This window comes from Halobacillus litoralis, assembly GCF_009856445.1.
Classification (GTDB): Bacteria; Bacillota; Bacilli; order Bacillales; family Halobacillaceae; genus Halobacillus; species Halobacillus litoralis.
The window spans coordinates 1-13693 of record NZ_WMFA01000019.1 but is presented as its reverse complement, the minus strand read 5'-3'; the positions used below and the strand labels follow the sequence as shown (position 1 = coordinate 13693).

At 34.1% G+C, this 13693-nt stretch carries 10 protein-coding genes; 2 read left to right on the top strand and 8 right to left on the bottom strand.

Annotated elements, in window-relative coordinates; translation table 11 throughout:
* Nucleotides 1-2086 precede the first annotated feature (2086 nt).
* Entirely contained in the window at nt 2087-4084 is a 1998-nt protein-coding gene (locus GLW00_RS20025) for an ABC transporter permease subunit (protein ID WP_160917016.1), read from the bottom strand.
* Between the two features lie 463 nt (nt 4085-4547).
* Between GLW00_RS20025 and GLW00_RS20020 the strand changes: the two genes are divergently transcribed.
* The gene (locus GLW00_RS20020; protein ID WP_008637533.1) at nt 4548-5081 is read left to right on the top strand and encodes a sigma-70 family RNA polymerase sigma factor; all 534 of its coding nucleotides are present in this window, start codon (nt 4548-4550) and stop codon (nt 5079-5081) included.
* The gene (locus GLW00_RS20015; protein ID WP_160917015.1) at nt 5062-6471 is read left to right on the top strand and encodes a DUF4179 domain-containing protein; all 1410 of its coding nucleotides are present in this window, start codon (nt 5062-5064) and stop codon (nt 6469-6471) included. The genes GLW00_RS20020 and GLW00_RS20015 overlap by 20 nt, the downstream gene beginning before the upstream one ends.
* Nucleotides 6472-6598: 127 nt before the next feature.
* Here the strand turns inward: GLW00_RS20015 and GLW00_RS20010 are convergent, their stop codons facing one another.
* The 7 genes from GLW00_RS20010 to GLW00_RS19980 form a co-directional block, all read right to left on the bottom strand.
* Complete coding sequence (locus tag GLW00_RS20010; RefSeq protein WP_160917013.1) at nt 6599-7387, bottom strand: undecaprenyl-diphosphate phosphatase; 789 nt, start codon at nt 7385-7387, stop codon at nt 6599-6601.
* 1049 nt (nt 7388-8436) lie between these two features.
* Nucleotides 8437-8862 carry an RDD family protein gene (locus GLW00_RS20005; protein ID WP_160917011.1) on the bottom strand — a complete coding sequence of 142 codons (426 nt, stop codon included), beginning with the start codon at nt 8860-8862 and terminating at the stop codon, nt 8437-8439.
* Between the two features lie 104 nt (nt 8863-8966).
* A complete protein-coding gene (locus GLW00_RS20000) occupies nt 8967-9401 on the bottom strand; it encodes an NUDIX hydrolase (RefSeq protein ID WP_160917009.1) in 435 nt (144 codons plus the stop codon).
* A gap of 153 nt (nt 9402-9554) precedes the next feature.
* Nucleotides 9555-9782, bottom strand: a complete 228-nt coding sequence (locus tag GLW00_RS19995; RefSeq protein ID WP_160917008.1) for a hypothetical protein — start codon at nt 9780-9782, stop codon at nt 9555-9557.
* 1239 nt (nt 9783-11021) lie between these two features.
* Entirely contained in the window at nt 11022-11594 is a 573-nt protein-coding gene (locus tag GLW00_RS19990; RefSeq protein ID WP_160917006.1) for a hypothetical protein, read from the bottom strand.
* A gap of 149 nt (nt 11595-11743) precedes the next feature.
* Nucleotides 11744-12196, bottom strand: a complete 453-nt coding sequence (locus GLW00_RS19985; protein ID WP_160917004.1) for a helix-turn-helix domain-containing protein — start codon at nt 12194-12196, stop codon at nt 11744-11746.
* Nucleotides 12197-12759: 563 nt separating this feature from the next.
* Nucleotides 12760-13212, bottom strand: coding sequence for a GNAT family N-acetyltransferase (locus GLW00_RS19980; RefSeq protein WP_160917002.1), 453 nt, complete (start codon nt 13210-13212; stop codon nt 12760-12762).
* Between the last annotated feature and the right edge of the window lie 481 nt (nt 13213-13693).

Here is a 13693-nt window from a genome sequence, read left to right as displayed (position 1 = left end):
GCTAACCCCCATTAATAGCTTATGTAGTTCAGGCTACTTTTTTTCGCCTAAGGAAAGCTTGTCTATTATTTCTTCAATTCAGCTTAATTGTTGTTTCTCTTTTTAGAATTCACAACAAGTGTAAACATCCCCAACTATTACAGCAGCCAAAGTAAGCAAGAAAACAAATTGAGCAATTACATCCCCACACTTAAACCACTGATTGTTGAAAACAAGAAAATAGTTATCCCTCCCTATATTAAATTTTCAAACTTTGACTAAACCAATCAGCTTATTAAAGCAACGCCCCCGTTTCATGAAGACTTGATTTCGAGATAATTCGCCATTACTTATAAAACTTAAAACTGCTTTTATTTACGTTATCAAAAAGATAATCGAAGTAATCAGAAATGGTGAACCGAATATGCCAATCATCATTCCTAACCTTCTTTCTTCTCTATCTCCTTTATCTGTTGAAGCCACATTTAATTCAGACCTTCTAATAAACGTTTTCATAAGGAAAGCAGAAATTAAAACTGACCCAAAACCGATAATATTAACAAAACTAATGAACATTTTCAGGCTAAAGAATATTGTAATTGACAATATGATTAATAATAAGAAACCATACCCTAAAGCGTTTCTCAATGTCACACCTCTTTCTTTATTTTAATCGGGGTTATGCCTAAACAAGTGAACAAGAAATATTAACTTATGATATTTCCTATTATAGTAAAGCCCCCTTATCTTGAAGACTCAGTATTGAGATAATATGATCAATTCTTATGTATCCAGTAATTTACCACGCCGTCTACCTACCCAGTATTTGTGCGGTCTACCCTAATAATGAAATACTTAGCATCTCCTATAGATCTTCTAACTACCTGAATACTTCTTTTTAAGATAATTAAAAGTGTAGAAAGAAGTCACAAACGTTAAAAATAGCATTATCATTAACCATAGAATTTGAGAAAAGACTCCTCCATTAAATACGATGTTAAAAGGACGGTTTAGCAAATTATAAAATAATAAGAAGTTAGCCACTAGATTAACTAAGAATAGTGTTTTTTCCATAGAGGGAAAACCTCCTATCACAATAATAAATCCTGTACTTGAGCTTTTATTAGTTTAAGGAAAGGCCCCATTAGTTGAAGTCTCGAATTGGAGACATATAATTCATAAATAAGCCACTCCATAGAAATTTGCCTCATGATCATCACTTTAATAAAAAGCCTGCACTAAATGCTGACCAAAATTTATATACATCTATTTAAATCTATTCTTCGTCCACAGTATTCAAAAACTTGTAAACAAGCATTTGAAATAGAACAAAAGCTACAATGGAACACAAATAACCTAAACGATAAAATGTGCTGGCGATATCCAAATAACGAAATGAACTAATTACGATAGTGGGAAAGATGAAACTGTTTATTAAATTTAAACAAAAGAACAAGTACTTATTCTTCCTATTCGTAATAATAGAATCTTCTGTAATAATGGATAACACTAAACCTATTACAGTTACTAATAAATACATTACAATCATGAAAATAAGACCTGATTGATAATATAGATTGTTTTCCATAAGCCCCCTCCTTTGACCACCCCTCACCTTATCATAATTTTTCACATCTATGGTACTTTCAAAGGAGCGCAATTTAATGAATTGTTGAACATCAGATGCATGATTCTATGTAAAAAAGGCGACCATTCTTATTGAATTATCGCCCACCGATTGTGTAAGACTCGAAATCGAGATAACCAGACTAAAAACAAGCGAGAATTATTCTGGTTAAAATCTTTATATAGTTCCGTTCCGCCTTCACAATAGTATGATATTTTTGGGTTTAATTGTCTTAAATTCACCAAAGGTTCAGTACATTTCCTAAAACATAAGAAAATGCTCCCCCTACCACTATACCCATGATAAAAATTCGCTTGTATTTCAAAAAAATCACTCCTCTAACTCTTAGATTTTCTTACCTAGGAATCGTTTCCCCACCAACTGCCACAGTTCTGTCCAATAATTATATAAGGAAAGGACTACTATTCTTATTGAATAATCGCCCCCGTTAGTTGAAGACTCGAACTCGAGATAAATTACTCAAATATACTTTCCCTCTTTAACAAAGGAGAACATTTCCTTATCTATATGTGATTTACCCTCTTCATTAAATTCCATTGATTTCTTTACTTTTGGTTTTAAATGAATCCCTATCTTACGTTGCTGATTCTCAATAAGACTTTTCACGACAGCTTGAATAGACAAGATGAGAAGGACGTACAACACTAAAACAGGAATGATTAACCAATATCTCTCTGTCATTATTCCAATTCTCATCGTCTCAAAGAGCGATGTCCATTCATAGATCAAAGATTGGGAAGCCCCTTCTCTATTTCCTCGTATCGTCCCTCCTAAGAAAATTGAAAGCACACCAAGGTGCAGGAGAACCTGTAGGACTTGAATCATTTGTTGTCCAAGTAATAAAAATAACCTTGGAACCAAATGGGGAGTCATGTGTTTAAAGAAAATCCTTCCCTTACTTGCTCCGAGAAGCATAGCAGCTTGAGTGTACTCTTTTTTCAAGATTTCATCTGATTCCTGTCCTATCACATTCAACAAGACTGGGAGAGCGAAAACAGTCAAAATAGTCAATTCTAATACTATATTTGGAACCATTAGCGATTCAGCAAGTTGTTTTTGATGTTCCTCAAAAATCACGATGTCCACAAGTAAGACGTAGGCAATTAATGTCATAGGCAAAAACTGCATTCCATCAGCTAATCCATTAATGACTTTCTTTGACCGGGATCCTAACCAGAAAATATAAGGGATGCTGAGTATATAACCGATAACTACTCTGGCAAGAGCAACCAAGAGGGTTAACAAGATCGTGTACTTCGCTCCGACAATCAACATTTGTAGAACAGGATATCCATTTAAATTGGAGCCGAAAATTAACTTCCCTTCGCCCCAGGAATGAGGAGGAGCTTGAATGTTTCCTTTTGCGTCTTCCACTAACCCTGCATTTTCAACTGGTGTGTTATACAATATGCTGATACCCAGCATCAAAATAATATACCCTAGACCCACAAGAAACTTCGGGCTTTTAAGTAATAGCAAAAGTTGTTTAACAAGTGCACTCCACACGGAAATCAATCTTTCCATGAACCCTTTAAGCGAAAATTTTTGGAGATGAAGAACTTCGGCATTTTTTAGCATAGAAGGCGGAGATAAGGTGCCCGTTTTTGTTTCTTCCCCAACCAGCCAATCCAACAAAGAATAAATGAAATAAAATGGAGTGAAAATTAGAATCAATGATACCGCCATGATAAAAGGTCTTGTATCAAAAAAGATTAAACGCACAATTCCATAGAAGTTATGTAAATACTCGATAACTAATAAACTCGACAATGTAAGCCACAGAATCGGCTTTGATTGAATAATTAGGTTTCTTTTAATATTACTTAAACAATGCTTTACAAGAATAGTCGTGTTTCCTAGCCCCTTACTTTTAGCTAATGTAACATAGTCTTTTCTCCATTCTTCTTCCAGTAGTAAAAGACAAGTCCTGTAAAATAGCACAGTTGGTAAAATACATAATGACAAAATAGGAGAGAGGTAAATTTTTTCTTCACCTAAATAGACAAATCGAAAAAGTAAAAGATCAAACGACTTAAAAAACCAAACCACGAACATTTGTAATAAGAATATAAACAGAATATCTGGCAATGCTTCTAAACTATTTAAAACAGTATGTATGGACCGACTTATCTTTCTAGGTAACCCAAAGGTCGATATAGCTAATACAAGTCCCACTACAATGGCAATAGCTAGCGCGTAAAATAAAATGGTCATAGAATACAGGTAGTTATCTGATATATAAGAGAAGAGAGGCTTTTCTAAGTATTGATAATTAAGACGATGTTGGAAGACCCATTCTGAGGGAGTTAATATCTGCTTTATTACATGTGCAACGCTTTGAAAATAGAGCGTTAGATTCCAATTAAATCCATTAGAGAATATAACTGATATACAACTTATCAAAATTATACCTATGACACCAAAAAGATATTTAATGCAAAATTTAGCGACCTTCAAACGAATCCCCCATTTCTATCTTGAAATTCTATACGATAACTAAGGGGCAAAGTTTCAATTTTTGTAATTTAAAATATGTATAATTTCATACGTGAATGTAGAGGGAGATGGTAGATCCCCCACACCCTTCATGAAAATTTATTCCGAAACTGAGACTTCAACTATCCTGAACGATAGTAAAAAAGCGATTGCTCTTATTGAACAATCGCCCCCTTATCTGGAAGACTCGATTTCGAGATAAATTTAAATATGATTGGATTTCTACCTACATCGAAATAGTGAGATACCTCTATTTTCTTCTTCAATTCCAATACGTATAATTCCTCCTACAGTCAAAAATATCTGGAACTTTTATAGATTATATCCAAGTTTTATATGTTAAGGTCTATCATAGTTCAAAAAAATGAAAAAAATTGAAACTTTTCAAAGGGCTGCTCCCTCATATAAGTAAGGAGGTGACACATTGGCACACAAAAAGACGGTCAAAAAAGCGATCAAAGGGAATGCAGAGGCCTTTGAATTATTAATTAACGAACAAAGAGAAAAACTTTATAAAACGGCTTGGCTCTATGTCAGAAATAAAGAGGACGCCCTCGATATTGTACAGGAAGCTGTTACCAAAGCCTTTGTGTCTTTAGCTCAGCTAAAAAAGCCTGAGTTGTTTAACGCCTGGCTGATGAAGATTTTAATACATACGGCTTATGATGTCCTTCAAAAGAAGAAGAAGGTTGTTCTTACGGATGACTTCTCTAACTTCCAAAGGAAAGAATCCATAGAGGTAGAAGAAAAAATCGACTTAATCTCAGCGATAACTAACCTGGATTACCATTACAGAACGGCTATTATCCTTTTTTATTTTCATGACCAGTCCATTCACACCATTTCTGAAATCATGGATAAGCCAGAAGGAACCATTAAAACGTACCTTCGTCGTGCCAAAGGTGAACTAAAAAAGGTGTTAGGGGGAGTGAATATCGATGAAAAAAGACTGGTTTGAGGAACGTTGGAATTCAATTGAAGTCCATGAAGAAGAGTTAGACAAGGCTATTACAAACGGCATTCAAGCAGGTAAAAAAGAAACTCCCAATAAAAAGCACTGGAAGTTACCTGCCATGGTCTCATCGGCAGCTGCTTCGCTGATCCTGGTCTCTGGATTAGTTTTTTCACCCATAACCGAAGTCCTTGCGAAAGTCCCTTTACTAAATTTTGTTTATGATGAAATTTCCTTTCCTGTCGGGAGTGAGTTATTCAATAAACAGTTAGTCACAGAACTTAATGAAACAGCCACAAGTAACGGTGTAGACGTAACCATAACCAGTGCCTATTATGACAACACTCTCCTTGGTATTACGTTTAAAGTAACATCCGACCAGCTTTCGATAGAGGCTATGGACAGAAAAAACAGTCCACAAGCTGGTTATAGTTATTATTTATTTGATGGAGATGAACAAAATCAATGGGGAGGTTCCATGAGTCAATTAAAAGAAACAGAGGAAGGGTTTGTCGGAGCCATGGAGTTTCAGCAACGCGACCAATCCATAGGCGAGGACTTTACTCTGCCGATCACCTTTACTTCCATTCTAGGTAAGAAAGGAACATGGAAATTCGACATTCCCATTGAACAAAGAACTCCAGAAAAAATAAAAATAAATGATGCTACCACAACCAAAGGAGACTATTCTTTTAGTCTTCATTCCATAACCAAAGGAGAAGCTACGACCATTATTAATTACACAACCACCCGGCCATCAAATGGAGAAGATGACCACTTTAATCTTGACGTGGTGGATGCCCAGGGAAACCAATTGTCGAAAAGGAATATCGGTAAAACATTAGCTGTAAATGAAACCAATGGATCTATAAAAGTGGAGGAGCAATCTCTTTTCACGAGTACACTCAACGAGAAAGATGACTATATTGTGATTCATCCTAAAGTAAGCAGAGATGAATTTGATACGATACAGCCTTTCCAGAAGACTCCCTTTGAAATCCAGAGCAAGCGATTTGGATACAAAATGGTGGTAGAAAATGTTCAAATGAACCATCGACAGTTAACAATTGATTATTATCTTAAAAATGTGAACCAAGAAAAATTAAAGAAAGATAACTTTCTTAATTTCGCCAACCAAATTAAGCTTATCCGGTCTAAAGACGTAATCGCAGAAGGGGATGGCCAAGCTCAGTATGAAGCTTTAAAAGACGACTCACTTATCTACGGTAATAATGGAAAAATTATTAATCAAGGAGAATTGCATTTACAGTCAACATTTAAACTAGAATCAAATTTCGATCTCAAGGAATATTCGCTTATGGTTCCCTTTGGAATTTTCAGTTCGAACGCTCCAATAGAATTGGATCCTATTAAAGTTGATATTTCTTCTTGGTAAATGTTCCATTCAAAAAAGCAGCGCAACTTCTGAAATCAGAAGTTGCGCTGCTTTTTTGAAATAAGATGTTATTTTAGAATAGCCCCCGTTACTTGAAGACTTGATTTCGAGATATCTTCAAGTAAATTTAAAATATGGATAGAATTAATAACCCCACCCCAAAGCAGTAGTATGCAAAATACTTTAGGTTTCCTCGTTCCATAACTCCCATAAACCATTTAAGAGAAAAGTATGAAAATGTAAGGGACAAAATAAATGCCACAGCATAAGGAAGTACCACTCCCTCAAAGGATATATCATTGATTTTTAGTAAGATGGTGCCGAGACTTACCGGGATATACAATAGAAAAGAAAAACGTAACGCAGTATCCCTTTGCATTCCAACACCCATAGAAGCCACAATTGTAGCCCCCGACCTACTGATACCCGGTATTAAAGCAATAGCTTGTGCGAAACCAACTATTATTGCATCTCGAAAGTTTAGGCTTTTATCACTTTTTCTCCCATTGAAATTCCTAATAATCCAGAGAGCAATACCTGTGATTAGTAATGCCACACCTACTGGAACAATTCCTTTCAATCTTTCTGATAACCAATCTTCTAATAATAAACCTAAAACACCTGCTGGAATAGTACCAACTATTAAATACAAGATAAACATAAAGTCTTTTTTATATGTATCGGAACGTTTGAATACAAATTTCAAACCATTATTCGATAGCCTAATTAAATCATTTCTGTAAATAATAACCACTGCTATAAGTGAAGCAAAGTTCATCAATACCTCAAAACCAAAATTATTTTTCGGAACATCAATACCCAACAATTCCTGTGCTATTACCAAGTGCCCACTTGATGAAATGGGGATTGGTTCAGTAAAGCCTTGAAGGGTTCCTAATAAAGCATACTTAAACAATTACTCAATTGGATGGGGGCTATCTTTAGTAGCTGTAGTTGGATTACTAATTTACAAATGGAAACAAGAAAATAACATAGAAGAACTTAAAAAGGAAAATGAGCGATTGAAAGAAGCATTGGAATATTACCGTAGTAAAGCAAATGGTTGAACGAAGATTAAAGCGCTGTTTTTCTGAAGTAATCCAAGTTAAAAATCTATGCTGCAATATCGTAAATGTAATCAACATCACAAAAGCAGTGTAAAACCATTTCCACCAATTCTTCAAGTAAACATCCCCTTGATTACCTATTCCACTTACCTGCTCCTTTAGTTCAATACATTCATCCACATAGTTTTAAAAAAACAATGTATTGTTCATGAATGCTCGCGTTAGTTGAAAAGAAAGTTTCCTACAACCCCAATTAAGATCATTAAGAAGAAACTCCCAAACAAAAAATATCCTATTAATTTTATTGGAAGTGGTAGTTTTCCTCCGCTAGCTTTAGGATAACCTTCAATGTTTTGTTTATGGGCTATAGCATCATTAAACGGTTTATGCTGGCCCCCATTATCCATAACGATCCAACACCTCCATTTTAGAAGTACAATAGTCTTCCTAGTTCAACTATATTGAAAATCCTCATATTACATATACGATACTTATCCAATTTTGTTTCAAAATACATAGTGAAAAAGCGATTGCCCTTATTGAACAATCGCCCCCGTTAACGTAAGACACGAATTCGAGGTAAATTGAAACACACTATAAGTAACACACCTATTATTTAACTACACACCATAAATATCACTTAAAAAAATAACCCTTTTACCACTTCATAAATTGCAATTCCTACTACTACCCCTAATAAAAGTTTTACGAAGTTCATAGTTTTCCTTTCCAAAACGATTCCCCTTTATCTTAGCTTCGATTTTATTAAACATCATTAATGTTGAAAGCAAGCATGATATTGAATAATCGCCCCCGTTTATGTAAGACTCGAATTCAAGATATCTCATAATGCTCTTTTACTTTAGCACCCTATAGATTAAGTTCCATTACTCATAGTTTAGTTCCGGATTGGCGGGGATGTTGTCACATAAGTTTGCGCAATAAAGTCGTGAATCGTACGTTTATCTTCTCTTACCCCTATCATAAAGGCACTTACAATCAATCCAACTCCTAATGTAAGAGCATAGACAATTCCTGCTACTATAACCCTTAATATCATTGTACCAACCCCAACTTTTCCCCCGTCCATTCTTACGATACGATTGCCTGCCATTCTTCTCCCTAACGTGTGTCCAGACCATAAAACAGGTAATAACAAGGTATAAAATAATCCTAAAATATCAGTAGGGTAAGAGTTTTCACCATCATAAAATACTCCATATAGAAAGTAAGAGATAATTCCTGTTACCAAAAATATAATAATAAAATCTAAAACACTTGCTAAAAACCTGTTCCTAAAACCAGCTGGATAAGTAACTTCCATATACACCATCCTTTCATAATATTTATATCGCCAGCTTTCTCACTAAAGTAATAGTCCTCTTACAACTAAGCCCCCTTTACATGACGACTCGATTTCAAGATAAATTATTTGTTGTGTTCCACATTTCCTCTAAGAATATAAGGTGCTGACTTGTTTAATATATCTCTTACTTCCATAGGTAGATGTAAAAATTTTTCCGCCAAATCTAAGTCCATCCAAGTCACTTCTTCAATTTCTTCAGGAAAGGAGATGTTTATTTCACCACCCACTATATTTCCTGAAAAGGTAAAAAAGACTGCGTGGTGATTTCTTTCTTCAAAGAAAGCTTCCATCACTGAAAAAATCCCATCCACCTTAACCTCTAACCCAGTTTCTTCTTTAACTTCACGCATAGCTGCCTCTTGAAGAGTCTCTCCATACTCTACTGCACCTCCAGGAAGAGTATAGTAAGATGAATTTTTACCGGCGTTTTTAACCATCAATACCTTCTCACTCTTTGCATCGGTTAATAATACATATGCTACATCTACCCTCTTCAAAATTTCCCCTCCTTTTATTTAGCATTTAACTAGAGTCACGTTTTTTGTATGTAAAGTGTGATCTTACCTTTTAAACTATTGCCCCCGTTTCTTTAAGACTTGAATTCAAGATGCTTATTACCTTCCACACTATTACTTCCGCTCTACCAAAGCTTAAGTAACAAGAATGATTGCTATGAAAATAAATGCGACCGCAATCGTTCCCATCAAAATAGTACCCCATATCTTTCTACCCTCTTTAAAGTAATATCTGTATCCAACAGTACATTGATTGATAAGGACTAAGGTGCCCCAGTAAATCAATAGATCATCAATGATGAATAGATCGATGACAAATAGGATAGCGGATAATACAATAGCGATATTGCCAAGAATGCTCATAAAACTTTTGATAATACTAACACCACCCTTAAAATAGTGTTAATCTCAATTTTTTCCATTGTAGTCCCAAATCTCAATAAAAAATATTGTTATGAGCATACATGAGCCAAGTAAAACATACAGAAATATAGGTACATCCAAAAAGAATAAGGTGACTAAAAATAATAAAGCTACGATAATAGCTTCTAAATAATTCTTTTGTTTATTTGTCATATACTCCCCCAATTATTTGTCTATTTATAAACTTTGTATAGTTATGCTTATGTATTAAAGGCGAACGCTCTATTGAAAAATCGCCCCCGTTACGTGAAGACTCGATTTCGAGATATAATACAGGGAATCTTTCACTAAATTAACTCTTGCTTTATACATCTTACAAAAAGCTTTGGCGAGTAATTTCTATTAATGCTAAAGCAAATGGAATTATAGATAGTAATTTAATCCATCTTTTTTTCAGAATATACCCAACTGATAATATCGACACCCCTAATAATAGTATTATTAATAGATTGACAAAATTCATAACTAAGACCCCTCCAAAAACGCTTTTCATCCTTATTGAATAGGTTTTATTACATTTTCCAGTCCTTAAGCTCCATAAAAGTTAGCTACCAACTGAACAAACGCCCCCGCTTATGTAAGACTCGGAGTCGAGATATCTCATATTGTTCCTTTACTTTAGCGCCCGATGGATTAATACATAATTATTTCAAAAAGTTATATCACATGAGATAGTTATAAAATAGTCAACTGCTTTTTTTTCCTTCAAATAATCTAAGTATAAATAATGAGCTTATCAATAGACCTATCATTCCAATTACGGAATATAACATGTTTTTTGGGAATAGCTCTTGAAAATAATATAAGAAGAGAACAGCCCATACAAATATGACCATATATTTTATAAGTTGCTTCAATCTACCCTTTCCTCCTTTCAACAATCGCCCCCGTTAATTGAAGACTCAGTTTCAAGATATTATTTTCCGATTAACTATTAGCAGTAACTGACACTAAATTATGTATTCCCTCCCTAATACTTTGTAATTCTTCAATGACCTCATTCACTTGAAAACAAAAAAACACAAGTGTAATCGTTATTATGACGAGACAAAAAGCTTTAATTCCTCTATATGTAATTTCGTTCATTAAAATCTCCTTCCTTCAAAGCTAGTTATCCCTCTCCCCAGGAGACAGAGGGCACTATACTCATTAATAAATTGCCCATTGTCTTTATAAGAGTCATTGAGTATTTTCAATAAATTTTTCAGTCCCATCTCTATTTACATTTTTCACATTTATGTCTTTGACTTCCTGATATGTAGGAATAACTTGAAACCAATACCTTCTACCATCACCTATTTCAATAAAGTTTGCTTGATCTCCATTTACAGTAACTTTTGAAATACTGCTATCACAGACTAATCCAGATATGATTCTTCTTTCATTTACTGTCCAATTGACAGGAGTACTGCACTCTAATCCATGTCCCGACCTACGTATCAATTTATTATCTATATTTTCAAAGTAAGAGGTCCAGACCTTTCCTTCCCCCTCAAAGAAGGCAAAAGCATCACCTTTTTCAAGAACATTTAATTCATGGTGAAACAAATTGTAAGTGCTATTTTTATCATTCATTATTTCGTTGAATTGCTCTTCAAAAGACTTTTGCTCAGTACATCCTATTAGAAATACACAAACCATTAAAACTAAATAAATTTTTACTGTTTTCATTTGCATCCCCTGTTCTTTAAATCCCCAACTAGCACCAATTATTTCAAAAAATCTCCATAAGCTCAACTTTACTTTTGCCAATAGATTACTCTAATTTCTCGAAACTTAGTCTTCAACTAACCTACTTAAAACACTAAGAAGGGGCAATTCTTCTATTAAAGAATTGCCCCCGTTTGTTTAAGACTCGATATCAAGATATTCGAGGCATATAATATCGTCTATAAGGCAAATTAGTCCTCTTTATACTTTTCTTTATAAACACCTGAACCAATTCCTCCCCCAACCATTAACAAAAGGGGGCCGAAATTCCAGAAAAATGAACCTCCCAATAAGGTTAATTCCAAAGCAGTGAATTTGTTTAATATAATTATTCCTATTTTTATAATCAGAAAAACAAACCCTATTAAGAATAGTACATCAAACGAAAATTTCAACTTAGGATGAGCTAACTTCTTACTGTCCTCGATTACTTTTTCCTTCAACTCTTCATCGCTACGTAATAATTCATCAATGGTTATTTTGAAGAGGTCACTTAAGCGTATGATAATTTCAATGTTGGGAAAGCTTTGACCATTTTCCCATTTGGAAATCGATTGCCGACTCACAAAAAGTTGTTCAGCTAACTCTTCCTGGGACCAACCTTTTTTCTTTCTTTCAACTTTCAATTTTTCACTAAAAACCATTTTGTTAACCACCCTTATCTAATCTATAACTCAATATTGTTGAAAACCTTATAAAAAGTAAAGATAAATGTAGTTGCAATCTAACGCAACTACTAGTTGCGACTATATAAACATTGATATATTAATGTTTAGTTACCCAGATGAAACTCTTGGTGGGGATTTCCTTACAAAAAGAAGTTACATCATTTTTCTTAGAAAATTATGTTTTGATGTAACTAACAAAAAATAACTTCCATTATAATGAAAGTTATTTAATGTATTAGCTTATTAAACTAAAGCCACCGTTTATGTAAGACTCGATTTAAAGATAATATATCATCACGTGGTTGCAGTTTAGTAGCTAAAATTGTTTTGAAACCCAAACAAGGAAGACTCCGAATAAGATAGACAAAACGGAAATTAATAAAAACACTCCTCCAAGAATTATGGACGGAATAAGGTAACACGTAGCTACAACTAATATAAAACAGCCAACAACAAATGAAAAACTTGAAAATAAATCAATAAGGTATTTTATAGAAACGCCCCCCCATTAGTGGAAGACTTGATTTCAAGATATCATTTTATAAATCTTTAGATAAACGAATCATATCCCTACATTGTATTCCATTCTCAAATATCTCTTCCGGATAATGCTTAATAAAAAATTCCCTATCAACACCATTAATTCTAAATCCACACTTTTGATATAAAGCTAATTGTCCTATGCCTGAGTTTCCGGTCCCTATTTCTATTGTCTTATAACCCTTTGTTTTAGATATCTCCACTGCATTCATTACTAGCAATTTACCAATACCATTACCATGTTCTTCTTCTATGACTGCCACATTCACCAACTCTATTGTCTCAGGTCTTGTAGGTAGTAAAACATACACCCCTATGACCTCTTGCTCTCTTTCAGCTACGAAACATTCACCTCGGCTGAGGTATTCCTCAACAATATGTTTTGATGGATCAGCCAACAATAATAAATCCATAGGAGGTTTTTCGTCTATTTTTAATTGTCTAATGTTCATCGTTCATCTCCTCACTAATTAACTGTTTTTATTGTCTTAAATGTTTCTTCAATAAGACATTGATGTTGATGTCAATATCTATACAAAGAGGAAGATCTTATGTGCTGCAAACGCCCCCAATTCATGAAGACTTGAAATCAAGATAAGCTTAACTACTCTTTAATTATTTAAAGCATGTTTACATTAAAGAAGTATTGTACTATCATTTGTAATGACCTAATTTCCTCACATTTTTAACCAATTTAGTGAGAATATGTAGAAAATGACCATACTTGGTTAAGGACCCCACCTATAATGTGGGGTCCTTCTTATTATCAATGTAATTTTTTAACTTATAAACCTTACTTAACATTTGCCCCCGTTACTTTAAAACTTGATTTCGAGACAGTTGAAGCTGACCTTAAACTAACCCACCAGTGATTCAAGGTAACTCTTAAATGTGGTACGTAAATAAGGTCCATTAATCAATGTAGATTTTTTC